The following is a 24438-nucleotide window of genomic DNA, read 5'->3' as shown; positions in this document are numbered from 1 at the left end:
CGCATCGGGCGTGCCCGGCAAGCCATTGATTCCGCTGCCCCAGGCTACTGTGCATGGGGTTGTTTTTCGACTTATTCGCGCGGGTTGGGTGCGTCCGGATTTCAGGGGACCGGCCGACGAGACCAGACGCCGGTCTTGAAAACCGGCTGCGCCCTGTCGTTAGGAGCCTGAATGGTTGGCCATTTCGGTCCGAACCGGCCGCCAGGCGGAACCTTTTCCTCACCGCGGCGTTATGTCGGCATGACTGAAGACCTTTCCTTCCGACGCAAACCCCTGACACCCGAACAGCGCCAGGCGCGCGATGCGGCACGCCGGATCGAGGCCGAGAAGGCCATGCGCGACCATGAGGAAGCGCAGAAGGCATTTTACGCCAACCGCGAACGCCTGAGGGCCGAGCGGCTGGCCCGCGAGGCGGCCGCAGCCAAGGGCTGACCGGTCAACAGGACTTGTCGGTCAGACATCTCCAACCTGTTTCACCAAGGCGCCTCCGGTTCAGAACCGGGAGCGCTTGCTATGTGCTGCCCGGGCTGACGGCTGACGCCGCGTGGGTCCGGCCGGCGGCTTGACGGCGTCTGCCTTCGGTTGGAAGATTCAAATGATCCTCAATGGACGAGAACCACGGAGACGGCTTCCCATCAAGATCCCATCAGCGCAACGCAAATGGAGCTGACCATGACCACGTTCGACAAGCGCGAGCAGGGCTTTGAGGCCAAATTCGCCCACGACGAGGAGCTCATGTTCAAGGCCGCGGCTCGGTCGAACAAGCTGCTCGGGCTGTGGGCCGCAGGCCAGCTCGGGCTCAGCGGCGAGGCCGCAGCGGCTTATGCGACGGCGCTGGTCACGGACAATCTGGCGAGCCGGACGATGGACGAGACCCTGAACAAGGTGTCGAGCGATCTTGCGGCGAAGGGAATTTCGCGCGAGCAGATTGCGCAAAAGGTCCAGGAATGTCTGCACCTGGCATTGGCGCAGCTCGAGGCGGCATCGCGCAAAGCCAACGATTGATCACTTCACTCCGCGGGGCTGCGCGTGGTTGCGTCACTGACCCTGTCGACGAAGACGATCCCGATTGCAGAGACCACGAAGGTGATGTGGATCAACACCTGCCACATCACGCCGCTCTCGGTGAAGCTGGCGCGGTTCGAGCCGAGATTGCCGGCCTCGATGAAGGTACGCAGCAGCGCGATCGAGGAGATGCCGATGATCGCCATCGCCAGCTTGATCTTGAGCACGCTGGCGTTGACGAAGACGCCACGCCGGTTCGCCGCCTGTGGATTGCGCAGTCCCGTGCTATCGTGGCGAACGGCAGCCGTGCAGATGGCTAGCATCAGGGAGAGGTGGACAGTGCTGCGCAGCGGCTTTGGCAAACGACTCGGCACGGTCGCGATCTCGAGCGCGATGGTCTTTGGCGCCGGCGGTACCGCGGAGGTGTCAGCGACGCCGCTGACGCCGTTCCGCTATGAGGCGCAGGCCCAGCGCCATTGCCCCGGCGACAAGGTGGTGTGGCTGGATTTCAGGAAGGGCGTCTACTACCGCAAGGGACAGAAGCTCTATGGGCAGGGATTCGACGGCAGCTTCGTCTGCCAGACTGAAGCCCGCGACAGCCTCTATCGCAGATCGCCGCTGGGCTTGCGCTGAGCGCCTGCTAGTTCTGGATCGGCAGCTTCACGGGGACGTGCGGGGAGGTGCTAATGACCCGGGGGCTTCCGTCCGGATAGGTCCGGCCGCTGCGGATCAGCGATTCCAGAACCAGGATGAATTTCTCGGCTAGCATGTGCGTCACCTTCGTTGGTGTGGCCTCTTGAAATTAGGTCGAGGCGCCGAACGCGGAAATTCAATCAACTAAACGGGAGCCGGGTCATCCCGCTGTCGACGTACATGCTGAGTTGCGGTAGCGCGGCGGTCGCGCAAGTACGAAAATTCGAAGTGAGGATTAGCCGAAGGCCAGGGCCACGAGGCTCGAGCAGAGCAGGACCAGACCGCCTGCGGTCAATGCCAGAAAGCCGTCGGATACGAGGTCATGTTTGCGCATGGGACACCTGCTGCTCTCGTCTTCGATGCTCGATCGGATCGATTAAAATTGTCCGAACGTGCCGTCCTGAAGAGGTGATGCAATGTCGCCCGCGCGAGTGCCGTCAGGCCCTCGTGCGGTAGCCTTCAAACGCATGGGCCAGGAAGATCCCCGCGCTTACCAGACCCATCAGTGCCGAAACCGTCTCGATCATCGTTAAATTCCAATCCCGCCCCTGCACGCGAGAAAACGCGGGCGGCCTTGCACAGTCAAAAGAATTCCGGTGAAGCCGGCGACAATGGGGGTGGAGTGAGCTTTTGGCGCAACAGCTTGTGCGGGACTGGCACAGACGAGGCGGTGCTAGAGCCCCTCGCGTTCCGTAGATCAACGGAGAATGCCGAACGTCCTGTTTACCATCCCAGCGCGAACGCTGTGGGCTCCCCATTTCCGCCGTGTTCGGGTTGCGTTATCGTCACCATCTCTGGGACGGTGGTGGGCCGCCCAGGAGCTTGACGACCGGAAGGCGCTTCCCGTGGCTAAAGCGGGTTGGGTTCGCCTCCGGCGAAATGGTATTTGGGGCGAATGGGGATCCGACGATCAGATTCGGTGGTGCGGGCAGCGCGGTGCGTTGCGGCGGTCGCCACCTGCCTAGCGCTCGCCAATTGCGCCTCGTCCAACAAGTTCGCCAGCAGGGTCGATCCCAAATACGGCGTATCCTCGAGCCCGCGAGTCGTGGCCTGGGGCGATCCCGTCCCCAAGGGCGGCGGCACCTATCGCGTCGGCAAGCCCTATATGGTCGCGGGCCGGACCTACGTGCCGGAGGAGGACGTCAACTACCGCGCCGAGGGCCTCGCGTCGTGGTATGGCGACGATTTCCATGGCCGCCAGACCGCCAACGGCGAAGTGTTCGACATGGGCTCGCTGACCGCGGCGCATCCGACCCTGCCGATGCCGTCCTATGCGCGGGTGACCAACCTGTCCAACGGCAAGTCGCTGATCGTCCGCGTCAACGATCGCGGGCCCTATCACGGCAACCGCCTCATCGACGTCTCGAACAAAGCCGCCGAACTGCTTGAATTCAAAGGCAATGGCGTCGCCAGGGTGCGCGTCGAATATGTCGGCCGGGCGCCGCTCGAAGGCTCCGACGACCGCCAGCTGATGGCGACCTTGCGCACCGGCATTCCGGCGCCGTCGCCCTCGATGGTCCGGGTCGCCTCGGCGCGGCCCTTCGTGCCTGAGCTGTCGTCGAGCCGCGGCGCCTTTCGTGGCGAAGTCCCGATGCCGGAGGGGCGGCCCTACAGCCTCGGCAACACGTCGGCCGACGTCGCCTCGCTCAACGCGACCTCGGAGATGTCAGCATCGAGCCGCAGCAGGGGCCGGGCGTTCCAGAACACTCGCCAAGTGTCCTATGACGAGGACGGCCGCTATGCCGCCGAGAGCCGTCCTGCGGCGTCCGATGACGGCGCAGCCGAAGCCCGCAGCATCCTGACCGGCCGCGGCCTCTACTAACTGCCGCTAGCGCGACCCGCTTCGCGCAGGAATCCGACCAGTGCGGCGTTGACCTCGTCGGGCCGCTCCTGCTGCACCCAATGGCCGGCACCTTCGATGATCAGCTTTCGCGTCAGATTGGGCAGCACGCGCTCCAGCTCGTTGACGCGCTTGGCGCCGATCAGACCGGTGATGACGGCGTCCTGCGCGCCGGCGATGAAGAGGGAAGGTTGTTGAATCTGCGCGTCCTGCCAGGGCGCGGTCAGCTCCCAATTGCGGTCAAGGTTGCGATACCAGTTCAGCCCGCCGCGGAATCCGGACTTGCGGAAGCTTTCGGTGAAATAAGCCAGATCGGCCTCGCTCAGCCATGCCGGCAGTGGTTCCTCCGCGCTAGTATGGCCGAGAAAGCCCTTGCCCTCCTGCACGAACATCGCGGCGCTCGGATCGGCAAGTCCGCGTCCGCCGAGCACGCTGCGCATGGTACGGGCGACGTCATGCTCGAACTCCGCCTCCGCGACGCCGGGCGTCTGGAAATACTGCCAGTAGAAATTGGTGATGCCGCCCTGGCGCAACAGCTCGAGCGGTTTGCCGCGTCCGCGGAATGGCGGCGGTACGCTCAGGCCCGCGACGGCCGTGAAGATATCTGGACGGAACAGCGCCGCATGCCAGGCAACCGGCGCACCCCAGTCGTGGCCGACTATCATCGCCTTGGGCGCGCCGAGCGCCTGCACCAGGCCGACGACGTCGCCGACGAGATCGAAAATCGAATAGGCGGACACGTCAGACGGCGCCGCGCTCTGGCCGTAGCCGCGCATGTCGGGGGCCACGACGTGGAAGCCGGCAGCCGCGAGCGCCGGGATCTGGTGCCGCCAGGAGTAGGATAATTCCGGCCAGCCATGGCACAGCAGCACGAGCGGCCCCTGGCCGGCCTCGCGGATGAAGAGGTCGATCCCATTGGCCTTGATCACGCGGGTCGTGGACATCGCTTTTCCGCCTTGTTTCAGGGGTTTGGTCAGGAAACATGAGGTGCCACGATAGGGACGCGACGAGAATCGTGCAATCTCGGGAGGCGGGTACCGATCCTCGTTGTTCGCGCCGGTTCCAACTGTTAGAACGCCGCTCTCAGGGCTTCGCCATGGCATTTCGTCTCCTCTCGCTCCGTCGCACCGGGCTCACAGCCGGAGCATTGGCGCGCGGGCTTGTCGCGGCGGCGCTCGCGGTGAGCCTCAGCTGGAGCGGGGTGATCTACGCCGCCAACCAGAGCGTCCAGGGCGCCAAGAAGACTGAGGATGCCGGCTTCGACGGCGATGCCCCCACCGCAATCCTGATCGAGGCCTCCAGCGGCAGCGTGCTGTTCGAGAAGAACGCCGATGAGCTGCGCGCACCCTCCAGCATGATGAAGCTCGTGACCGCGGAGGTCGTGTTCAACGCGATCAGGAAGGGCGACGTCAAGCTGACCGACGAATACCGGATCAGCGAGAACGCCTGGCGCAAGGGCGGCGCGCCTTCCGGCGGCTCGACCATGTTCGCCGCCATTAACAGCAAGGTCTCGGTCGACGATCTCCTGCGCGGCGCGATCATCCAGAGCGGCAACGACGCCTGCATCGCGCTCGCCGAAGGCATTGCCGGCAACGAGAAGATCTTTGCCGCCGACTTCATGACCAAGCGCGCCCGCGAGCTCGGCATGACCAGGTCGACCTTCGCCAATTCCAACGGCTTGCCTGACCCCGGCAACAAGATGACGGTGCGCGAGCTCGGCATGCTCGCCCGGCACATCATCCTGGACTTCCCCGAATTCTACAAACTGTTCGGCGAGAAGGAGTTCACCTGGAACAAGATCCGCCAGCCCAATCGCAATCCTTTGCTCAATTCGATGGAAGGCGCCGACGGCCTGAAGACCGGCTACACCAAGGAAGGCGGCTACGGCATGGTCGGCTCGGCCGTGCAGAGCGGCACGCGGTTGATCGTTGTCGTCAACGGGCTTGAGGACATCGAGGACCGCGCCACCGAAGCCAAGAAGATGCTGGAATGGGGCTTTCGCAATTTCGAGACCCGCACGCTGATCGCGGCCGACCAGCCCGTCGGCTACGCCAAGGTGTTTGGCGGCGAGACCCGCTCGGTGAAGCTCGTCGCGAAAGAGCCGGTGAAGGTGATGGTGCACAAGAGCGGCGGCGACAAGCTGATCGCGCGCGTCGTCTATAACGGCCCGGTGCGCGCACCGGTCCAGGCCGGCCAGCAAGTCGGCGTGGTCAAGGTCTGGCGCGGCGGCAACATCGCGGTGGAGACGCCGGTCTACGCGGCCGAGGCGATCGGCACCGGCTCGACCGTGCGGCGCGCGATCGACGGTGCCAGCGAGCTCGTGATCGGCATGTTCCGCGCGGGCGCCGAGAAGCTCTGATCATGAGTGAGAGCACGGGACAGCGGCCGTCCGGACGCGGACGCTTCATCACCTTTGAAGGCGGCGAGGGGACGGGCAAGTCGACCCAGATCAAAAAGCTCGCCGATCGTCTCAATGCGGCGAGGCTCCGCACCCTCGTCACGCGCGAGCCCGGCGGGTCGACGGGCGCCGAGATCATGCGCCATCTGGTGCTGTCGGGGATGGGCAAGCTGCTCGGGCCGGAGGCCGAGACGCTGCTGTTTGCCGCTGCGCGCGACGACCATGTCCGCACCGTCATCGAGCCTGCGCTCAAGCAGGGCGTTTGGGTGCTGTGCGACCGTTTCGCCGACTCGACGCGGGCCTATCAGGGAAGCCTCGGTAGTGTGCCCGCGGAGCTGATCAACGCCATGGAGCGGGTCACGATCGGCGATCTCAAGCCGGACCTCACCTTCGTCCTCGATTTGCCGGTCGAGATCGGCCTGGCACGCGCGGCGGCGCGGCGCGGCAGCGGCACGCCCGACAGGTTCGAGGGCGAGAAGCTCGCCTTCCATCAGGGCCTGCGCGAGGCCTATCGCAAGATCGCCGCGGATGATCCCGGGCGCTGCGTGCTGATCGATGCCAATTCCGATCTTGATACGGTTGCCGGACGCGTCTGGGCCGCGCTGCGCGACCGTCTCTTGCCGACGCCTGCCTCGGTGATCACAGCATGAGCCCGCGTCAGGTCGAGCGTGAATCCGCCATTCCGCATCCGCGTGAGACAAGCCTTCTGTTCGGCCATCGCGAGGCCGAGACCGCGTTGCTCACGGCCTATCGCAGCGGGCGCATCCCGCATGCCTGGCTGATCGGCGGGCCGCAGGGCATCGGCAAGGCGACGCTGGCCTATCGCATGGCGCGCTTCGTGCTCGCTCACGGCCAGCCGCTGGCGCCCGCAGTGCACGCCGCCGAGGACCTCGCGGTCGATCCTGATGACGGTGTGGCGCGGCAGGTCGCGGCCAGCTCGCATGGCGGCCTGCTGACGCTTGAGCGCACCGCCAACGATCGAGGCGTGATGCGCACGGTCATCACCGTCGACGAGACGCGCGAGACCATCTCGTTTTTTGGCTCGACGGCGGCGGCCGAAGGCTGGCGCGTCTGCATCGTCGACACCGTCGACGAGCTCAATCCAAATGCGGCCAACGCACTGCTGAAAATCCTCGAGGAGCCACCCCAGCAATCGCTGTTCCTGCTGGTGAGCCACGCGCCCGCCCGCGTCCTCGCCACGATTCAGTCGCGTTGCCGCAAGCTGCGCCTGCGCTCGCTCACGACCGACGAGGTGATTGCCGCAGCCGCCGCGGCCGCCGACCTCGCTCCGACCGACCTGGCGCTGCGCGAGGCGGCGGAGGCCTCCGAAGGCAGCGTTGCACGGACGCTGACGCTGCTCGGCGGCGATGCGCTCAAACTCCAGCAGCGCACGGCAGCGCTGCTGGCGCGTCTGCCGCAAGTCGATCCGCGCGAACTGCACACGCTCGGCGAATCCCTTGGCACCAGCGACCGCGTCGCGCTTGCAGCCTTCATCGACGGCATTGATCGCTGGATCGCCGAACGCCTGCATGCGGACGAGGCCAATGCCAACCAAAACCTGCCGCGCCTTGCGCGCCTAGCTGAGGTATGGGAAAAGATCGTCCGCGCCGCGCGCGACACCGAAACCTACAATCTGGAGCGAAAGCCCTTGGTTTTCTCGGTGTTCGGCTGGCTGGCGGACGCAACGCGCTAGGTGCAAATTCGTTTCCAAATTTCGAGAAGCCGGTAAAAGGAATTCGTGGTGGCAACGCGAGCTAAGAAAACCGCCAAGGGCAAGAGCAGCAAGAAGAAGGCTGCCAAGAAGGTCGCGAAGAAGGCTGTGAAGGCGCTTGCGCGCAAAAGTGCCAAGAGGGTCAAAAAGACCAAGAAGGCTGCCCCCAAGAAGGGCGTGAAGAAGAGCGCAGCGAAGACTTCGACGAAGGCCGGCAAGAAGGCTGCGAAGAAGCAGGTCGTCGCCAAGAAGACGGTGAAGAACGCGACCAAGAAGCCAGCCAAGACTCCGGCGAAGAAGGTCACCAAGAAGGCGAGGGCGACCGCGCCTGCCGCGATTGCAGCTCTGGCTTCCGTCTCGATTCCGCCCAAGACCGTTAAGGCGAAGGCGCCCCGTGCACCGAAGCCCGTTGCAGCTCCGCTGGCCGTCGCGCCCGTGGCAGCCCCGGCGCGCGACAACGTCTTCTACATCTCGACCGCGATCGCCTATCCCAACGGCAATCCGCATATCGGCCACGCCTATGAGGCGATCTCCGCCGACGTGCTGGCGCGCTTTGCGCGGCTCGACGGCAAGGACGTGTTCTTCCTGACCGGGACCGACGAGCATGGTCTGAAGATGGTCCAGACGGCGCAGAACGAGGGCCTGACACCGGCCGCGCTCGCGACCCGCAATGCCGGCCGCTTCAAGGAGATGGACGAGCGGCTGAACGTGTCGTTCGACCGCTTCATCCGCACCACCGAGGAGCAGCACCATCGCTCGACCCAGGAGATCTGGCGGCGCATGGAAGCGAACGGCGACATTTACCTCGACAGCTATTCCGGTTGGTACTCGGTGCGCGATGAGGCCTATTACGCCGAGGAGGAGACGCGCCTGAACGATGACGGCGTGCGGCTCGGGCCGCAGGGTACGCCGGTCGAGTGGGTCGAGGAGAAGAGCTATTTCTTTCGCCTGTCGGCCTATCAGGACAAGCTACTGAAGCTCTACGAGGAGCACCCGGAATTCATCGGCCCGGATGCGCGTCGCAACGAAGTGGTGAGCTTCGTGAGAAGCGGCCTGCGCGATCTCTCAATCTCGCGCACGACGTTCGACTGGGGCGTCAAGGTGCCGGGCGACGAAGAGCACGTGATGTATGTCTGGGTTGATGCACTCACCAACTACATCACGGGCTTGGGTTTCCCCGACGAGACCGATGCCAATTGGCGCTATTGGCCGGCGGACCTGCATATCATCGGCAAGGACATCATCCGTTTCCATGCAGTGCACTGGCCGGCGTTCCTGCTATCGGCCGGGCTCCCGCTGCCGAAGCGGGTCTATGCCCATGGCTTCCTGTTCAACAGGGGCGAGAAGATGTCGAAGTCGGTCGGCAACGTCGTCGACCCCTTCAACCTTGCCGACCAGTATGGCGTCGACCAGATGCGCTATTTCTTCCTGCGCGAGGTGCCGTTCGGGCAGGACGGCAACTACAACCATGAAGCCATTGTCGCGCGCATCAATGCCGATCTCGCCAACGATCTTGGCAACCTCGCTCAGCGCTCGCTGTCGATGATCGCCAAGCAACTCGGCGGCGTGCTGCCGGAGCCCGGCGAGTTCAGCGATAACGACAAGGCGATCCTGGCGATGGCCGACGGCATGATCGACGCGTCGCGCGAGGCGATGACGACGCAGCAGATCCATCACTGGCTCAATGCCGTGTGGGCCGTGGTCGCGGAAGCCAACCGCTATTTCGCGGGTGAGGCGCCGTGGGCCCTGGCCAAGACCGATCCTGCGCGGCAGAAGACGGTGCTCTACGTCACCGCCGAAGTCGTGCGCCAGATCGCGATCCTGGCCCAGCCGGCGATGCCGACCGCCTCGGGCTTGCTGCTCGACAGCCTCGGTATCCCCGCGGGCGAGCGCGATTTTGCAATGCTCGGCGGCGGCAGGCGGATCACACCCGGCTCGACGCTACCCGCGCCGACGCCGGCGTTCCCGCGCTACATTGAGCCGGCGGCCTGAGGCGTTCGAACCATGCTGCTGGTCGACAGTCACTGCCATCTGGATTTTCCGGACTTTGCGGAGGATCTCGACGGGATCGTGTCGCGTGCGCGTGCGGCTGGGATCGGCCGCATGGTCACGATCTCGACGCGGGTGCGAAAGCTCGATCAGCTTCTCGCCATCGCTGAGCGCTTCGACGACGTCTATTGCTCGGTCGGCACTCATCCGCACAACGCGGATGAGGAAGACGGCATCACGCCGGACGAGCTGATCGCGCTGACGCAGCATCCCAAGGTCGTCGCGCTCGGCGAAGCCGGGCTCGACTATTTCTACGACGACGGCTCGCCGGAAGCGCAGGCAAGGGGCTTTCGCGCCCATATCGCGGCGGCCCGCACCACCGGCCTGCCGCTGGTGATCCACACCCGCGAAGCGGACGAGGATTGCGCCCGCATCCTGGAAGAGGAGGCGGCGAAGGGATCGTTTCGCGCCGTGCTGCATTGTTACACCGGCGGGCGCGAACTGGCGCTGAAGGCGGTGTCGCTCGGACTCTACATCGGCTTTACGGGCATCCTGACCTTCAAGAAGTCGGATGCCTTGCGCGCGCTGGCGGCCGAATTGCCGTCTGACCGTATTCTGGTTGAAACAGATTCGCCCTACCTTGCGCCCGGCAAGTTCCGGGGCAAACGCAACGAGCCGGCCTATGTGGTCGAGGTCGCCAAGGTGCTGGCCGAGACGCGCGGCGTGTCGCTCGATGAGATCTCACGCCAGACCAGCGAAAACTTCTTCCGCCTGTTCTCCAAGGTGAAAGCTTGAGGTTCTGAGCCGCATGACGCTGACGCTGACGATCCTGGGCTGCGGCTCCTCCGCCGGCGTGCCGCGCCCGGCACTCGGCTGGGGCGCTTGCGACCCCAAGAATCCAAAAAACCGCCGCCGCCGCTGCTCGCTGCTGGTCGAGCAGACATCGGGCCACGGCACCACGCGCATCGTGATCGACACCTCACCCGATCTGCGCGAGCAGCTGATCGATACCAATGTCGACCACATCGACGCGGTGTTCCTGACGCACGAGCATGCCGACCAGACCCACGGCATGGACGACCTGCGCTCGGTCGTGATTCATATGCGCAAGCGCATTCCGGTCTATTTCAACCAGTCGACCGCCAAGGACATCATGGCGCGGTTCTCCTATTGCTTCATCTCGCCGGAGGGCAGTGACTACCCGCCGATCCTCACCCGGCATTCCATTGAGGCCGGCCATAGCCAGACCATCGGCGGCAAGGGCGGGGAGGTGACGATGACCGCGTTCCTGGTTCAGCACGGCCAGATCCCGGCGCTTGGCTATCGCATCGGCAACGCCGCCTACACGCCCGACCTCAACGACATCCCGCGCGAAAGCTGGGGTGCGCTGGAGAATCTTGATCTTTGGATCGTCGATGGCCTGCGCTACACCCCGCATGTCAGCCATTTCAGCATCAACGACGCGCTGTCCTGGATCGAGCGCTTCAAACCGAAGCGTGCCGTCATCACCAACATGACGGCCGACGTCGATTACGAGGTGATCCGGCACAAGCTGCCTGCGGGCGTGGTGCCGGCCTATGACGGCATGCGGCTCGATACGGTGTAAAAGTACCTGGGGCACCGAGACAAACCGGCATGGTCCTTGCCTGCGTGGTTGCGATCGTGTTGGTCTAACGTCTCAAAGACAGGCGTGGAACGGCAGCGATAATCAGCCAGCACCAACTGGCTCAGAAGTCGTGTGGTCCGGTTGAGTCGTGGCGCGTCAGGATGGGGGCCGCATTGGCGGAGCATGACGATGATGTGGCGGCGCCGGGATTGCTCCGGCGCGCTCTCGACCTTCTCTATCTCGGCGCAGGCTATGCAGCCGGGGCGTTCCTGGTTGCGATCTTTGCGATTATGATGGTCATGTCGGTTGGCCGGCAATTTGCCATCAACATTCCAGCCGGCGACGATTTCGCGTCCTGGTGCATGGCCGCGATGGCCTTCCTCGGACTCGCGCACACTTTCAAACGTGGAGAGATGATCCGCGTCGGTCTGCTGCTCGAGCGCCTGCATGGGCGCGCCCGGCAGTGTGCCGAGATCGTGGCGCTCGGGATTGCGACTGTCTTCATTCTCTACTTCTCCCGATATGCTGCGCAGATGGCCTACGACTCCTGGCGCTTCAAAGACGTTGCTCAAGGCGTCGTCGCCGTTCCTCTCTGGATTCCGCAGTTGGGCTTCGCCGGCGGCCTCATGATCCTGGGGATCGCGGTCGCCGATGAAATGGTCAATGTGCTGCGCGGTCGTCGGCCGAGCTACGAGAAGGGATCGCCTGAGGAAACGCCGGACGAATTTATCGAGCGCATCTCGCAGGGCGGCGGGGGCTGACGATGGCCAGCCTCGGCATGATCGAACTGTCGTTCATTCTGCTCGGCGTAATGATCCTGCTGCTGGCGAGCGGCGTATGGATCGCGGTCTCGCTTGGGCTCGTCGGCTTCGTGGCGATGGCGCTGACCACGAGCCTGCCGCTTGGGAGCGTACTCGCGACCACGACCTGGAGCGCGAGTGCGTCGTGGACGCTGGCGGCATTGCCGCTGTTCATCTGGATGGGAGAAATCCTGTTTCGTACCAGATTGTCGGAAGAGATGTTCCGCGGCTTGTCGCCTTGGGTGCAATGGTTGCCCGGACGGCTGACCCATGTGAACGTCATCGGCTGCGGCATCTTTGCGGCGGTGTCGGGCTCGTCGGCCGCGACTTGTGCGACCATCGGCAAGATCGCATTGCCCGAACTCGACAAGCGCGGCTACGACAAGGGCCTCAGCCTCGGTTCGCTGGCGGGATCCGGTACGCTCGGCCTCCTGATTCCACCGTCAATTCCGATGGTGGTTTACGCGGTCACGGCGAATGTTTCCGTGCTCCAGGTGTTCCTTGGCGGGTTCCTGCCGGGCGTGCTCGTGATGGTGCTCTATTCCGGCTACATCATCATCTGGTCGCTGCTGAACCCTGCGAAAGTCCCGCCGCGCGACCCGCCGATGCCGTTCCGGCAGAAGCTGCGCGAGTCGGCCAAGCTCGCACCGTGCATGCTGCTGATCCTTGCGGTCTTCCTCTCACTGGTGCTCGGGTTTGCGACCGCTACCGAATGCGCCGCCTGGGGCGTCGCCGGCGCGCTGATCCTGGCGTGGTGGAGCGGCACGCTTTCGCGCAAGAATTTCCTCGAAAGCACCATGAGCGCGACGCGGCTGACCTGCATGATCATGCTGATCCTGGCCGGCGCCGCCTACACCACAGCCGCGATGGCCTATACCGGTATTCCCACCGCGCTCGCCAGTTGGGTTCAGGGACAGCAACTCACGCCAGGCATGCTCGCGCTCTATTTGAGCATCATGTACATCATCCTTGGATGCCTGATCGATGGCATCTCGATGATCGTGCTGACCGCGGTCATCGTGTTGCCGATGGTCAAGCAGGCCGGCCTCGATCTCGTCTGGTTCGGTGTCTACCTCATCATCCATGTCGAAATGGCGCAGATCACGCCACCGGTCGGTTTCAACCTGTTCGTGCTGCAAAACATGAGCGGCCGCGATACGTTGACGGTCGCCCGGGCGGCATTCCCGTTCTTTGTGCTGCTATTGGCCGCAGTTTTCATCATCACCGAATACCCGCAAATCGTGCTGGTGCTGCCCAAGCTGGCTTTCCCCGACTGATCGCGCCGGGATTGCCGCCTTACCGTGAGGAGAAGTTCGATGACGTCTCGTTTGCTATTCTCAGGACTGATCGCCGGCGCGCTGTTGGCCGCTACGCCTACGTTGGCCCAGACCAAATGGAATTTGCCAGCCGCATATCCCATCGACAATCCGCACTCGGAAAATCTGGTCGCCTTCGCCAAGGACGTCGAAGCCGCGACTGCCGGCAAACTCGTGATCACGGTTCATCCGAATGCCTCGCTGTTCAAGGCGCCAGACATCAAACGCGCAGTCGTCACCGGGCAGGCCCAGATGGGTGAATTGCTGCTGTCGATCCACGAAAACGAAGATCCGCTGTTCGGGATCGATGTCGTGCCGTTCCTTGCGACCAGCTTTCCTCAATCGATGAAACTGTATCAGGCGTCAAAGCCCCTCATTGAAAAGAAGCTGGATGCACAAGGTCTGAAGCTCTTGTTCGCTGTGCCGTGGGCGCCGCAGGGCGTCTACGTCAACAAGCCACTTACCACGATTGAGGACATGAAGGGCCTGAAATGGCGCGCCTACAATGTCGGAACCGCGCGTATCGGTGACTTGGTCGGCGCCCAATCGGTGACGATCCAGGCTGCCGAACTGCCGCAAGCACTCGCCACCGGCGTGGTGAATTCGTTCATGTCATCGGGCGGCACCGGCTACGATTCAAAGGCCTGGGAATCGCTGAAATACTTCTACGACGTGCAGGCCTGGATCCCGAAGGATTATACTTTCGTGAACAAGGCCGCGTTCGAAGCGCTCGACAAGCCGACCCAGGAGGCCATCCTCAAGGCCGCTGCTACGGCCGAAACCCGCGGCTGGAAGGCCTGGGAGGAAAAGGCCAATTGGTACATCGATCAGCTTAAGGCAAAGGGCATGACGGTCGAACCACCGAGCCCCGCGCTGAAAGCCGGATTCGAGAAAATAGGTCAGCAGCTCACCGCCGACTGGCTCAAAAAGGCTGGTGCGGACGGTCAGGCAGTGATCGACGCCTACAAGAAGATGTGACGGGAAGATCGCGGCACGAATGGGTGAGGGCGCCCACGCGCCCCCACCCATCACTGCGGCTGGTCACCAGGCGTAGCGCAGCGCCGCCTTGCGGTATACGAGTGCACCTGGCTCGACGGCGCGCTGACGAATGTTGCCGCTGCGAACCAATCGTTTCAGGACCAAGCGCGATCGTAACGGCCGGTGTTTCCAAGCGTGTCTGAAACCGGAACGCACTCAGGCTGTAATCGCCTTGGCCGAGCCGACCTCGTTGCGCAGCAGGAATTTCTGGATCTTGCCCGTCGACGTCTTCGGGATCGGTCCGAACACGACCGCCTTCGGCGTCTTGAAGCCGCTCATATGCGTGCGGCAGAAGGCGATGATGTCAGCCTCGGTCGCGCTTGCGCCGTCCTTGAGCTCGACGAAGGCGCAGGGGACTTCGCCCCACTTCGGATCGGGCTTTGCGACCACGGCAGCGAACAGCACGGCCGGGTGCTTGTAGAGGATGTCCTCGACCTCCACGGACGAGATGTTCTCGCCGCCGGAAATGATGATGTCCTTGGAGCGATCCTTGATGGTGACGTAGCCGTGCTCGTCGAGCACGCCGAGATCGCCGGTGTGAAACCAGCCGCCCTCGAAGGCTTCCTTCGTCGCCTTCTCGTTCTTGAGGTAGCCCTTCATTACGATGTTGCCGCGGAACATGACCTCGCCGATGGTCTCGCCGTCGCGCGGCACTTGCCTCATGGTCTTGGGATCGATGACGGTGACGCCTTCCTCGAGCGGGTAGGACACGCCCTGCCGGCGCTTCATGCGCGCGCGCTCGGCAGCGGGAAGCTCGTCCCAGCCGGGCTGCTCGGCGCAGACGGAGGCGGGGCCGTAGACCTCGGTCAGGCCATAGACGTGCGTCAGCTTGATGCCGATGTTTTCGGCGCCTTCGAGCACGGCGACAGGCGGCGCAGCGCCTGCGATCAGGCCGACGACGCGGCGGGCCGCGTTACCGGTTGACGTTTCTTTGGGCGCATCGGGCGCATTGATCAGCGTGTTGTAGACGATCGGCGCGCCGCACATGTGGGTGACGCCGTGCTGCCTGATCAGCTCGAAGATTTTCGTCGGCTCGACCTTGCGCAGGCAGACATTGATGCCGGCGGCCGCCGCAAGGGTCCAGGAAAAGCACCAGCCGTTGCAATGGAACATTGGCAAGGTCCAGAGATAGACCGGGTGCTGACCAAGATTGCCGGCCAGGATGTTGCTGACGGCGTTGAGGTACGCGCCGCGATGATGGGTGACGACGCCCTTGGGATTGCCGGTGGTGCCCGAGGTGTAGCTCAGCGCGATCGCGTCCCATTCGTCGCTGGGCAGGATCGCCGCGAAGTTCGGATCGCCTTGCGCGACGGCAGCCTCATATTCGATCTCGCCGATGCGCTTGCCGCCTTTGAAAGCGGCATCGTCGACGTCGATCACGAACGGCTTGGGCCCGCTCATCTGCTCCAGCGCATCGGTGATCACGCCGGAAAATTCGGGATCGACCAGAATGATTTTTGCGCCGCCATGGTCGAGCTGAAACGCAATCGAGGGCGCATCGAGGCGGATGTTGAGCGCATTGAGCACGGCACCCGTCATCGGCACCGCGAAGTGCGCCTCGTTCATCGCCGGAATGTTCGGCAGCATCGCAGCGACAGTGTCGCCGACGCCGATGCCCTTGCCGGCGAGCCAGGACGCAAAGCGCTTGCAGCGCTCATGCGTCTGGGCCCATGTGAAGCTGTGGCCCTCATAGACCGTGCTGACGTGATCGGGGTAGACGGCGGCGCTGCGCGCGAGGAAGCTCAGCGGTGACAGCGGCACATAATTGGCGGGGGTCTTGTCGAGCCCGATATTGTACTGGTTCTGCCGATCGCTCATCGACACCCTCCTTGACGCCGCGCGCTACAGGAATCCGATCGAGATCCAGGGGAAGACCGCGACGATGATCAATCCCACCAGCAGCGCCAGCAGATAGCCCCAGATCGGCCTGATGCCCTCGGCCGGATCGACCTTTCCGATGGCGCAGGCGGCATAATAGCCGACGCCGAACGGCGGGGCGAATAGCCCGATACCCATCGCCAGGATGATGATCATGGCGTAGTGCACCTCGTGCACGCCGACGGCGCGGGCGATCGGAAACAGCAGCGGCCCGAACAGCACGATCGCAGGGATGCCCTCCAGCACGCTTCCAAGGATGGTGAAGGCCAGGATGGACACGGCGATGAAGGTTGCAGGTCCGCCAGGCAATCCGGTCATGGCGGATGCCAGCGAGCGCGAGAAGCCGGACTGGGTCAGGCCCCAGGCCATGCCGGTGGCCGTGCCGATGATCAGCAGGATCGCGCCCGACAGCGCCGCCGTCTCGACCAGCATCGGAAACAGCCGCCGCCAGTCGAAGCGGCGGTAGACGATCAGGCCGACGAGGGCGCCATAGACGATGCCGATGGTGGAGACTTCGGTGGCGGTCGCAATGCCTTCGACCACAGCGTAGCGGATCACGAAGGGCAGCGCGAGCGCGGGCAGGGCGACGACGAAGGTTTTGCCGATCTCGGATGCGGTGGCGCGGCGGACATGGCTCATGTCCTCGTGGCGGTAACGCCACCACACCAGCATGCAGAGCGTGACCGCGAGCACGACGCCGGGCAGCAGGCCGCCGGTAAACAGCGCCGCGATCGAGACGCCGGTGACCGAGCCGATCGTGATCAGCACGAGGCTCGGCGGAATGGTTTCGGTCTGCGCGCCGGTTGCCGCAAGCAGCGCGACGAGATCGCCGGGCTTGGCGCCGCGCTGCTTCATCTCCGGGAACAGCACGGGCGCGACCGCGGCCATGTCGGCGGCCTTGGCGCCGGAAATGCCGGAGACCAGATACATGGCGCCGACCAGCACGTAATGCAGGCCGCCGCGGACATGGCCGAGCAGGCTCGCCAGGAATGCCACCATGGCCCGCGCCATGCCGGTCATTTCGATCAGCAGCCCCAGGAACACGAACAGCGGCACCGAGAGCAGGATGAGATGGCTCATGCCCTCGTCCATCCGCCCGACCAGCACCATGACAGGCGTGCGCGTGGTCAGCGCCAGATAGCCGAAGATCGCAAGGCCAAAGCCGAACGCAATGGGAACGCCCGCGAAGACGCAGAAGCCGGCGACGCCGACGAAGAAGATGACGAGGTTGAGATTGCCGAGCGGCCGCAGGTAAGGCTGCGCCAGCCAGAACAGGCCGACGACGACGGCAACGGAGATCGCGGCCGTCAGCACCATCCGGTAATCAGCAGTGCGCAGCCGCAGCAGTCCGAACAACGCCATCAGGCAGATGCCGGTCGGCAGCGCCGCGGCACGCCACATGTTGGAGATCTGGAGCGCGGGCGTGGTGATGAAGCTTTCCTCGTAGGCGTAATCGGAGGATGGCCACACGATCAGCGCCAGGAACGCCAGAGCCGCGCAGGTTGCGACCAGGTCAAGCCAGGCGCGCAAGGGCGGCCGCGCACTGGCGACAATTGCGGTCATGCGCATGTGCTCGGTACGGCGGAACGCTACCGCCGAACCCAGCATCGCCAGCCACAGGAACAGGATCGAGGCCAGTTCGTCTGACCAGATCAGCGGCCGGTGCACGACGTAGCGCGCGACCACGCCGGCAAACAGGATCACGATCTCGGCGACGACCAGGATTGCTGCGGGGATCTCGACGGCGAGGCCGAGAATGCGCTCCAGCGAGGTTAGCCATGAAGGTCGGCGAGGGGACTGTACAGCCGCCTCGCCCACTATTTCGGTCACCTGAACCTCGACATGAGCCATGACGGCCCCAATGCGTTACGACAGCTTGCCGACGGCCTTCTCCAGCAGGTCCCAGGCCTGGTCGCCATACTTGCCCTTCCACTCGGCATAGAAGCCGGCCGCCCGCAGCTTGTCGCGGAACGGCGCGACCGCGGGCTGGTTGAAGGTCAGGCCCTTGCCCGCGAGCTCCTGCTGAAGATTGGCGTTGAGCTTGGCGGTATCCTCGCGCTCCTTGACGGCCGCGGCGTTGATGTTCTTGGCGACGATGGTGCGGACGTCTTGTGGGAGCTTTTCCCAGGCGCGGCGGTTGGCCAGGAACCAGAAGCCGTCCCACATATGGTTGGTCAGCGAGCAGTATTTCTGCACTTCGTAGAGCTTTGCCGTCGAGATGATCGCCAGCGGGTTCTCCTGGCCCTCGACGATCTTGGTCTGGAGCGCGGAATAGACCTCGGCGAAATTGATCGAGGCGGGCGCGGCGTCGAATGCCTTGAACATCGAGGTCCACAGCGGCGACACCGGCACGCGGATCTTGAAGCCCTTGAAATCGTCTGGGCTCGTGATCGGCTTGCTCGACGACGTGGTCTGGCGGAAGCCGTTGTCCCAGATCTTGTCCATGACCTCGAGGCCGGCCTTCTTGATTTCGCCGCGCACGAAGGCGCCGAGGTCGCCGTCCATGGCCTTCCAGACCGTGTCATAGTCCGGGAACGCGAAGCCGATGCCGTTGATGGCGGCCGTCGGGACCAGTGTCGCCAGGATCAGGCCGGAGAGCGTGAAGAACTCGACGCCGCCGGAACGGATCTGGCTCAGCATGTCGGTGTCCGAACCGAGCTGGTTGTTCGGAAAGATCTGGAGGTCGAACCTGCCGTTGGTCTCGCTCTTGATCGCAGCCGCCATCTCCTTGGCGCGGGCGTTCATCGGGTGCGAGTCAGGCAGGTTGTTGGCGTATTTGTAGGTGAACTCGGCAGCCTGGGCACGGGCCACATAGGGTGCGCCGACGCCGCCGAAAACGGCGGTCGCGGCGGAGGCCTTGAGAAGCGTGCGGCGGGAAAAACTCATGGGTCTGCTTCCTCGGAAAATTGTTCTTGTTGTGAGACGCAAACCTATACGGACGGAAGGCTCGAAGGTCATCTGCGATCTCGCGGAGCTCGCTTATTGCAGCCGGACAAGGTCGCGGCAATATCGGCTTTCGGCGTGACCGGGCTCAGCACAAAAACGCGAAAACAACCCCATGCACAGTAGCACACAAGAACCGAGCTAATGGTCGATGGCCGGACCGAAAGAGAGGCCTGCAGTGAAGGCGTAGTTTCAGGAATTCCGCTTAAACAACTGATCTAACTAGAGATAAATATATTCCATAATATACCTTATGCGAATTACGGACAAAGATGTGCAGATCAGACCGGATCATTCCGAGGCTACCCAGAGCCCCGCTTCCGGCTCACACTTGCCCCAAACGAGCGTCAGGCAAACCGACGCGGCGGCCTGATACGCTCCAGCATTGGGAGTTTCGTCATGCAGGAGAACGTCACGCATGCGGCCAGCTCGCGCGCCATTCCGTTCGACGCCGCCAAGCTCGACCACTTGATGGAGGCCGCCGGCCTCGACGTGCTGATCGCGACCTCCAAGCACAATGTGCAGTACTTGCTCGGCGCCGAGCGCGCGATCTTCTTCGACTACATGGATGCCCTGGGCGTCAGCCGCTATCTGCCGGTCCTGGTCTATCCCAAGGGCGCGCCCGAGAAAGCCTGCTATGTCGGCCACCGGCTGGAGGCCCATCAGCGTGCCGTAGCGCCGCCCTGGGTGCCGCAGGTCCGGACCGAATCCAGCGGGTCGGTGGATGCCGTGACGCGCGCCGTGGCGTTGATCCGGGACGTCGGTGTGCCGCTCAAGCGGGTTGGGGTCGAGATGGCGTTCCTGCCGATGGACGCGGGACGGGCGCTTGCCGACGCCCTGCCCGGCGCGGAGCTCAAGGACGCGCTGCTGGTGCTCGAGCGCGTGCGGGCGGTGAAGTCGGCAGATGAGCTGGCGAAACTGAAGACGGCCTCGGAGCTCGTGATCGCGTCCATGCTGGAGGTGATCGCCGGACACGGTCCGGGCACAACCAAGCAGCAATTGAGCGATGCACTGCGCGTCGCCGAAGCCAGCCGCGGGCTGACCTTCGAGTATTGCCTGCTGGCCTGCGGTAGCAGCCACAATCGGGCGCCGTCGGCCCAGCGCTGGGAGCAAGGCGACGTGCTGTCGCTCGACTCCGGCGGCAATTATCACGGCTATATCGGCGACCTCGCGCGCATGGCCGTGCTGGGCGATCCCGACGCTGAACTGAAGGACTGTCTGGCCGAGATCGAGGCGGTCCAGCGCGCCGCTTTTGCCGCGGTCCGGCCGGGAGCCCCAGGTGGCGAGATCTATGTTGCGGCCGAGCGGCAACTCAGCCAGATCAGCCAGCGCGGCTGCACCGATTTCCTGGCCCACGGCATGGGCCTCGTCAGCCACGAGGCCCCTCGCCTGACCGCCAAGGGTCCGGTTCCCTACGACGACACCGATGCGCGACTGCCGCTTGAGCCCGGCATGGTCGTGTCGATCGAGACGACGATGAAGCATCCCAAGCGCGGCTTCATCAAGCTCGAGGACACGGTCGTGGTGACGGCAACCGGCCATGAGATATTCGGTGAAGGCGGCCGAGGGTGGAATCTTGGCGGCGGCGGGCTCTAGCGCAGCGGCAGCAGCTCCAGCTGGCTCTGTGCCTTCTTCACGGCCCCTGCGAACCAGCTCTGGTTCGGCGCTTCCGTGGCGAAACACTTGGTGTAGGCGTCCATCGCCTGATCCTCCCTGGCCATGGAATCCTGCGGGAGCTTTTTGGCCATCATCTGCTTCCAGACCTTTTCGCAAGCCGGGATCTCGGCGGTCTTCACGGCGTCGCTTGCGGCGAGGAAGTAGACCTTGTCGCCCTGGATCGCGACCACGTCGATCTCATGCGGTGGGCCCTTCAGATCGCCATTGCCGCGCACACCGAGCACGGCCACGGCGGCACTTGCGGAGGCGGGTTTTGTGATCGGCAGCTCCGCATATTTGGCGAAGGCTGAGTCCTGGATCGCATTGTAGTAGAATCGATCCGACCGGAATGCCGCATCGATCTCCTGCGGCATGCCGTCCTTGCCGTGCTCGCGCAGCCAGTGCTTGAGCAGCGCGCTCGTGGTCGCCACAGCCTGCTGCTTGTCGCCTTCCGTGGCGAAACCGAGCCCGTCGAGATGGCCGAAGCCGCTGTCCCCCCTAAACAGCGTGTCGACATTCGACTTGCCGTCCGCCGGCAGCCCCTTGATCGTGACCGGCCCCACCAGGCTGCGCAACAAACCGGTCAACTCGTTGAGCGCCGCATCGTGCTGCTTGTACGTCGCGTCGTTCTCCTTGGCCTTCGAGAACTTTGCGATATAGCGGTCGCGTAAATCGAGATAGTGCTGCTCGGGCGTGGCCGCGTGTGCGGGCGTGGCGAAGGCGAGCAGGCAGAGCAAGGCGAGCGATCTCATTGCGATGTCCGGACGGCTGGGGGCGATCTCCAGTCTTGGTGGCATTGCCGGGCCGGAAGGTTCATCCCCGGCGGCGTCCCCTGCTCCGCTGAAAACGAATCCTTCACCATGCCCGCCGGGTTCGATTGAGGGAGGGGAACCCGAGAGGTAAAATCGGCTGCAGTTTTTTCAGCAAGTGCTGGGGCATCCGGGGGCGACGTCCATGAGCGAATTGCGCGCGGCGACCAGACAATCCACGGCAAGGACCGGCATCATCGAATTTGACGGTGCCAGGGGCACCGTGAGCATCCCCTGCACCATCGCAGACGTATCAGGCACGGGCGCAAGGCTGAAGCTCGACTGGTCGCTGGCGTTTCCGAAGGAGGCCACGCTGGTCTTTGCCGACGGCTTGCGAAAGACCTGCCATGTGGCCTGGCAGAAGCGCCGGCTGCTCGGCGTCGCGTTCACCGATGGCGTCGCGAGCGCGGACGAGCAGGTCCTCATGATGACTGAGGAAGAGCAGGCCCTGCACCGGCAGCATATCGGCGCCCAGGTCAGAGGCGCGCGCGAGGCACGTGGCTATACCGAGGCCCAGATTGCGAATCTCGTTGGCGTCTCGCCCGAGTTTGTCTCGCGTGCCGAGAACGGCGAGATCAGCATTCCTCTCCACCAGCTCACGCACATGGCCGATCTGCTGCTGGTCGATCTCGACTCGCTGGTTGCCGGTCCGGCGTCGATTGCATTGGCGCCGGCTGAGCCAGGCGTGGACGTCTCTGCCGAGGCCCTGCTCCGCTAGCCCTTGTGGCAGCACGACCCGCGGCCGGCGCTCCTGGGATCACCGGCGAGCACGCTGCGTCAGCGGTGCCGCAGCCGGCGATTGACCCGCCGCGCCAGATAGTCGCCGGCGCTCTGGACGAGCTGCACCAGCGCGATCAGCACGACGACCACGGCCAGCATCATTTCCGGCATGAAGCGCTGGTAGCCGTAGCGGATGCCGAGATCGCCAAGCCCGCCACCGCCGACCGCGCCGACCATGGCGGAGTAGCCGAGCAGGCTGACGACCGCGAGCGTGAGCGCCAGCAACAGGCCCGGCAGCGCCTCGGGGACCAGCACCTTGAACACGATCTGGATCGGCGAGGCGCCGAACGAGGACGCGGTCTCGATCAGGCCGCCGTCGACCTCGCGGATTGCAGCCTCGACCAGGCGCGCGATGAACGGCGCGGCCGCGATCGTCAGCGGCACGATCGCCGCTGTCGAGCCGATCGAGGTGCCGGCGACGAGCCGCGTGAACGGGATGATGGCCACGACCAGGATGATGAAGGGCGTGGAGCGCGTCGCATTGACGACGATGCCGAGCACGCGATTGACAGTGGGCGCCGCGAACAGCTCGCCCTTGCGGCTGGTCGCGAGGAAGACACCGAGCGGCAGGCCGAAGCCGGTGCCGAGCAGCGCCGCGATGCCAACCATGTACAGGCTCTCGAAGGTGGCCTGGATGATCAGGTTGATGAGTTCAGGCGACATAGCCGAGACGCTCCGCCGGGAATTGATATTGAGAGAGCCAGGCCAGCGTACGCGTTGCCGCGCTGTCGCCGCCGGGAATGCCAAGCACCAGTGATCCCACAGGCTGGCCGCCGATCTCGTCGATGCGCGCCGACAGCAGCGAGACGTCGAGGCCAAGCTCGCGCGCAAGCCGCGCGATCAACGTATCGCCGGCCCCTGCCCCGCGCACCTGGACGCGGATCACGGCGTGGCTGCCCGGCTCCTGCACGATCCGGCTGACCAGCGAGACCGGCAGGCTGTCGCCGGTGACCTCGGCCAGGAAGGACTGCGTGATCGGGTGTTTGGGGTGGGTGAAGATGTCGGCGACATGGCCGCTCTCGACGACATGGCCGGCGTCGAGCACGACGACTTCCTTGGCGAGCTGGCGCACCACGGACATTTCGTGGGTGATCAGCACGATCGTCACCCCGAGCTCGCGGTTGATATTCGCAAGCAGATCGAGGATCGCGCGCGTGGTCTGCGGATCGAGCGCGGAGGTCGCCTCGTCCGACAGCAGCACGTCCGGCCGCGTCGCCAGCGCGCGGGCAATGCCGACGCGCTGCTTCTGACCGCCGGAGAGTTCTGACGGATAACGGTCGTGCTTGTCGGCGATCCCGACCAACTCAAGCAGTTCGGTCACGCGTGCGCGGATGTCGGCTTTCGACCAGCCCGCGATCTCCAGCGGGAGCGCGATGTTGTCGGCGGCGGTGCGCGACGACAGCAGGTTGAAGTGCTGGAAGATCATGCCAATCGAGCGCTGCGCGAGCCGTAAGTCCCGCCCCGTGAGCGCCGAGATATCGCGACCGTCGACAACGACGCGGCCCGTGGTGGGCTTCTCCAGCCCGTTGATCAGCCGGACCAGGCTCGACTTGCCGGCGCCGGAGCGGCCGATCACGCCGGTGATGGAACCGCGCGCAATCGCGAAATCGATCCCTTCTAGCGCATTGACGCCGGGCTTGCCGCGATAGGCCGGATAGGTTTTTGAGATGCCCTCGAAACGGACCATCGCGTCCGGCTCAGCTGCGGCGTCTCGGATCTCGATCGGCTCTCCGATCACCAGCGATGGGTGCGCATTCATGGAAGCGGCTTTCATGCACGACTATTAGCTCGCCCGCCCGGAAGGCGCACGAGAACAGGTCGCTATCCAAGCGACGGAGGGTGGAACAGTGGCCTCGCGCGCAATCGCGACGTTGCACTGCACTGCAACAGACCATCGCCCTTTCCAGTCTTTCTTGCAATTTCAGATATTTGCGAGGGTTTGGATGAAGTTTTCCCAATCCCTCGCCCCGGAAGAA

At 64.3% G+C, this 24438-nt stretch carries 23 protein-coding genes and 1 pseudogene; 15 read left to right on the top strand and 9 right to left on the bottom strand.

The window, feature by feature from the left end; genetic code table 11:
• Nucleotides 1-240: 240 nt before the first annotated feature.
• Nucleotides 241-432, top strand: coding sequence for a hypothetical protein (locus tag YUA_RS0142620; RefSeq protein WP_027536117.1), 192 nt, complete (start codon nucleotides 241-243; stop codon nucleotides 430-432).
• Between the two features lie 240 nt (nucleotides 433-672).
• Nucleotides 673-1005: a DUF1476 domain-containing protein gene (locus tag YUA_RS0142615; RefSeq protein ID WP_027536116.1), complete on the top strand. Its 333-nt coding sequence runs from the start codon at nucleotides 673-675 to the stop codon at nucleotides 1003-1005.
• 5 nt (nucleotides 1006-1010) lie between these two features.
• On the opposite strand, the pseudogene YUA_RS46735 reads toward YUA_RS0142615, so the two are convergent.
• Nucleotides 1011-1244 (bottom strand): annotated as a pseudogene (locus tag YUA_RS46735) (TIGR00645 family protein); the annotation flags it as partial.
• 73 nt (nucleotides 1245-1317) lie between these two features.
• Here YUA_RS46735 and YUA_RS0142605 point away from each other — a divergent pair.
• On the top strand, nucleotides 1318-1638 hold the full coding sequence (locus tag YUA_RS0142605; protein ID WP_051383660.1) for a hypothetical protein: 321 nt from the start codon (nucleotides 1318-1320) through the stop codon (nucleotides 1636-1638).
• Between the two features lie 7 nt (nucleotides 1639-1645).
• Here YUA_RS0142605 and YUA_RS52460 read toward each other — a convergent pair whose 3' ends face one another.
• Complete coding sequence (locus YUA_RS52460) at nucleotides 1646-1774, bottom strand: hypothetical protein (protein ID WP_256375437.1); 129 nt, start codon at nucleotides 1772-1774, stop codon at nucleotides 1646-1648.
• Nucleotides 1775-2593: 819 nt separating this feature from the next.
• Between YUA_RS52460 and YUA_RS0142585 the strand changes: the two genes are divergently transcribed.
• A complete protein-coding gene (locus YUA_RS0142585; RefSeq protein ID WP_051383659.1) occupies nucleotides 2594-3520 on the top strand; it encodes a septal ring lytic transglycosylase RlpA family protein in 927 nt (308 codons plus the stop codon).
• On the opposite strand, the gene YUA_RS0142580 is transcribed toward YUA_RS0142585, so the two are convergent.
• On the bottom strand, nucleotides 3517-4482 hold the full coding sequence (locus YUA_RS0142580; protein WP_027536113.1) for an alpha/beta fold hydrolase: 966 nt from the start codon (nucleotides 4480-4482) through the stop codon (nucleotides 3517-3519). The genes YUA_RS0142585 and YUA_RS0142580 overlap by 4 nt on opposite strands.
• A 152-nt stretch (nucleotides 4483-4634) precedes the next feature.
• Here YUA_RS0142580 and YUA_RS0142575 point away from each other — a divergent pair, with 152 nt between their 5' ends.
• The 9 genes from YUA_RS0142575 to YUA_RS0142535 all read left to right on the top strand — a co-directional run bounded on the left by YUA_RS0142575 (nucleotide 4635) and on the right by YUA_RS0142535 (nucleotide 14336).
• The gene (locus YUA_RS0142575; protein WP_027536112.1) at nucleotides 4635-5897 is read left to right on the top strand and encodes a D-alanyl-D-alanine carboxypeptidase family protein; all 1263 of its coding nucleotides are present in this window, start codon (nucleotides 4635-4637) and stop codon (nucleotides 5895-5897) included.
• Nucleotides 5898-5899: 2 nt separating this feature from the next.
• Nucleotides 5900-6586: a dTMP kinase gene (gene tmk, locus YUA_RS0142570; protein ID WP_027536111.1), complete on the top strand. Its 687-nt coding sequence runs from the start codon at nucleotides 5900-5902 to the stop codon at nucleotides 6584-6586.
• Nucleotides 6583-7629, top strand: coding sequence for a DNA polymerase III subunit delta' (locus YUA_RS0142565; protein WP_027536110.1), 1047 nt, complete (start codon nucleotides 6583-6585; stop codon nucleotides 7627-7629). Before tmk ends, YUA_RS0142565 begins: the two co-directional genes overlap by 4 nt.
• A 48-nt stretch (nucleotides 7630-7677) precedes the next feature.
• Nucleotides 7678-9639: a methionine--tRNA ligase gene (gene metG / locus YUA_RS0142560; protein WP_156947627.1), complete on the top strand. Its 1962-nt coding sequence runs from the start codon at nucleotides 7678-7680 to the stop codon at nucleotides 9637-9639.
• A 15-nt stretch (nucleotides 9640-9654) separates the two neighbouring features.
• Complete coding sequence (locus YUA_RS0142555) at nucleotides 9655-10431, top strand: TatD family hydrolase (RefSeq protein ID WP_027536108.1); 777 nt, start codon at nucleotides 9655-9657, stop codon at nucleotides 10429-10431.
• 13 nt (nucleotides 10432-10444) lie between these two features.
• A complete protein-coding gene (locus YUA_RS0142550; RefSeq protein WP_027536107.1) occupies nucleotides 10445-11242 on the top strand; it encodes an MBL fold metallo-hydrolase in 798 nt (265 codons plus the stop codon).
• Nucleotides 11243-11403: 161 nt separating this feature from the next.
• Nucleotides 11404-12003, top strand: a complete 600-nt coding sequence (locus tag YUA_RS0142545) for a TRAP transporter small permease (RefSeq protein ID WP_027536106.1) — start codon at nucleotides 11404-11406, stop codon at nucleotides 12001-12003.
• Between the two features lie 2 nt (nucleotides 12004-12005).
• On the top strand, nucleotides 12006-13319 hold the full coding sequence (locus YUA_RS0142540; protein WP_027536105.1) for a TRAP transporter large permease: 1314 nt from the start codon (nucleotides 12006-12008) through the stop codon (nucleotides 13317-13319).
• 39 nt (nucleotides 13320-13358) lie between these two features.
• Complete coding sequence (locus YUA_RS0142535; protein WP_027536104.1) at nucleotides 13359-14336, top strand: TRAP transporter substrate-binding protein; 978 nt, start codon at nucleotides 13359-13361, stop codon at nucleotides 14334-14336.
• Nucleotides 14337-14552: 216 nt separating this feature from the next.
• On the opposite strand, the gene YUA_RS0142530 is transcribed toward YUA_RS0142535, so the two are convergent.
• From YUA_RS0142530 to YUA_RS0142520, 3 genes are read right to left on the bottom strand one after another with little or no spacing between them, the layout of a single operon-like run.
• A complete protein-coding gene (locus YUA_RS0142530) occupies nucleotides 14553-16214 on the bottom strand; it encodes an acyl-CoA synthetase (protein ID WP_027536103.1) in 1662 nt (553 codons plus the stop codon).
• Nucleotides 16215-16238: 24 nt separating this feature from the next.
• Nucleotides 16239-18125, bottom strand: a complete 1887-nt coding sequence (locus YUA_RS0142525) for a TRAP transporter large permease subunit (RefSeq protein ID WP_027536102.1) — start codon at nucleotides 18123-18125, stop codon at nucleotides 16239-16241.
• Between the two features lie 15 nt (nucleotides 18126-18140).
• A complete protein-coding gene (locus YUA_RS0142520) occupies nucleotides 18141-19160 on the bottom strand; it encodes a TRAP transporter substrate-binding protein (protein WP_027536101.1) in 1020 nt (339 codons plus the stop codon).
• A 456-nt stretch (nucleotides 19161-19616) separates the two neighbouring features.
• On the opposite strand from YUA_RS0142520, the gene YUA_RS0142515 reads away from it, so the two are divergent.
• Nucleotides 19617-20813: a Xaa-Pro peptidase family protein gene (locus tag YUA_RS0142515; protein WP_027536100.1), complete on the top strand. Its 1197-nt coding sequence runs from the start codon at nucleotides 19617-19619 to the stop codon at nucleotides 20811-20813.
• Here YUA_RS0142515 and YUA_RS0142510 read toward each other — a convergent pair.
• Nucleotides 20810-21625: a hypothetical protein gene (locus tag YUA_RS0142510; protein ID WP_027536099.1), complete on the bottom strand. Its 816-nt coding sequence runs from the start codon at nucleotides 21623-21625 to the stop codon at nucleotides 20810-20812. The genes YUA_RS0142515 and YUA_RS0142510 overlap by 4 nt on opposite strands.
• Before the next feature lie 202 nt (nucleotides 21626-21827).
• On the opposite strand from YUA_RS0142510, the gene YUA_RS0142505 reads away from it, so the two are divergent.
• Complete coding sequence (locus YUA_RS0142505) at nucleotides 21828-22400, top strand: helix-turn-helix domain-containing protein (RefSeq protein ID WP_035973163.1); 573 nt, start codon at nucleotides 21828-21830, stop codon at nucleotides 22398-22400.
• A gap of 59 nt (nucleotides 22401-22459) precedes the next feature.
• Here the strand turns inward: YUA_RS0142505 and YUA_RS0142500 are convergent, their stop codons facing one another.
• On the bottom strand, nucleotides 22460-23125 hold the full coding sequence (locus YUA_RS0142500) for a methionine ABC transporter permease (protein WP_027536097.1): 666 nt from the start codon (nucleotides 23123-23125) through the stop codon (nucleotides 22460-22462).
• A complete protein-coding gene (locus tag YUA_RS0142495; protein WP_245285401.1) occupies nucleotides 23115-24221 on the bottom strand; it encodes a methionine ABC transporter ATP-binding protein in 1107 nt (368 codons plus the stop codon). Before YUA_RS0142495 ends, YUA_RS0142500 begins: the two co-directional genes overlap by 11 nt.
• Nucleotides 24222-24438 lie beyond the last annotated feature (217 nt).

This window comes from Bradyrhizobium sp. WSM3983, assembly GCF_000473045.1.
Taxonomy (GTDB): domain Bacteria; phylum Pseudomonadota; class Alphaproteobacteria; order Rhizobiales; family Xanthobacteraceae; genus Bradyrhizobium.
This window is presented reverse-complemented; position numbering and strand designations above follow the sequence as displayed.

Coding starts and splice junctions, on each gene's coding strand:
- YUA_RS0142620 (WP_027536117.1), top strand. CDS start 241: ATGACTGAAGACCTTTCCTTCCGACGCAAACCCCTGACACCCGAACAG.
- YUA_RS0142585 (WP_051383659.1), top strand. CDS start 2,594: ATGGGGATCCGACGATCAGATTCGGTGGTGCGGGCAGCGCGGTGCGTT.
- YUA_RS0142525 (WP_027536102.1), bottom strand. CDS start 18,125: ATGGCTCATGTCGAGGTTCAGGTGACCGAAATAGTGGGCGAGGCGGCT.
- YUA_RS0142505 (WP_035973163.1), top strand. CDS start 21,828: ATGAGCGAATTGCGCGCGGCGACCAGACAATCCACGGCAAGGACCGGC.
- YUA_RS0142510 (WP_027536099.1), bottom strand. CDS start 21,625: ATGAGATCGCTCGCCTTGCTCTGCCTGCTCGCCTTCGCCACGCCCGCA.
- YUA_RS0142535 (WP_027536104.1), top strand. CDS start 13,359: ATGACGTCTCGTTTGCTATTCTCAGGACTGATCGCCGGCGCGCTGTTG.
- YUA_RS0142495 (WP_245285401.1), bottom strand. CDS start 24,221: ATGAATGCGCACCCATCGCTGGTGATCGGAGAGCCGATCGAGATCCGA.
- YUA_RS0142615 (WP_027536116.1), top strand. CDS start 673: ATGACCACGTTCGACAAGCGCGAGCAGGGCTTTGAGGCCAAATTCGCC.
- YUA_RS0142545 (WP_027536106.1), top strand. CDS start 11,404: ATGGGGGCCGCATTGGCGGAGCATGACGATGATGTGGCGGCGCCGGGA.
- YUA_RS0142605 (WP_051383660.1), top strand. CDS start 1,318: ATGGCTAGCATCAGGGAGAGGTGGACAGTGCTGCGCAGCGGCTTTGGC.
- YUA_RS0142575 (WP_027536112.1), top strand. CDS start 4,635: ATGGCATTTCGTCTCCTCTCGCTCCGTCGCACCGGGCTCACAGCCGGA.
- YUA_RS0142565 (WP_027536110.1), top strand. CDS start 6,583: ATGAGCCCGCGTCAGGTCGAGCGTGAATCCGCCATTCCGCATCCGCGT.
- YUA_RS0142530 (WP_027536103.1), bottom strand. CDS start 16,214: ATGAGCGATCGGCAGAACCAGTACAATATCGGGCTCGACAAGACCCCC.
- YUA_RS0142520 (WP_027536101.1), bottom strand. CDS start 19,160: ATGAGTTTTTCCCGCCGCACGCTTCTCAAGGCCTCCGCCGCGACCGCC.
- YUA_RS0142500 (WP_027536097.1), bottom strand. CDS start 23,125: ATGTCGCCTGAACTCATCAACCTGATCATCCAGGCCACCTTCGAGAGC.
- YUA_RS0142515 (WP_027536100.1), top strand. CDS start 19,617: ATGCAGGAGAACGTCACGCATGCGGCCAGCTCGCGCGCCATTCCGTTC.
- YUA_RS52460 (WP_256375437.1), bottom strand. CDS start 1,774: ATGCTAGCCGAGAAATTCATCCTGGTTCTGGAATCGCTGATCCGCAGC.
- YUA_RS0142580 (WP_027536113.1), bottom strand. CDS start 4,482: ATGTCCACGACCCGCGTGATCAAGGCCAATGGGATCGACCTCTTCATC.
- YUA_RS0142550 (WP_027536107.1), top strand. CDS start 10,445: ATGACGCTGACGCTGACGATCCTGGGCTGCGGCTCCTCCGCCGGCGTG.
- YUA_RS0142540 (WP_027536105.1), top strand. CDS start 12,006: ATGGCCAGCCTCGGCATGATCGAACTGTCGTTCATTCTGCTCGGCGTA.
- tmk (WP_027536111.1), top strand. CDS start 5,900: ATGAGTGAGAGCACGGGACAGCGGCCGTCCGGACGCGGACGCTTCATC.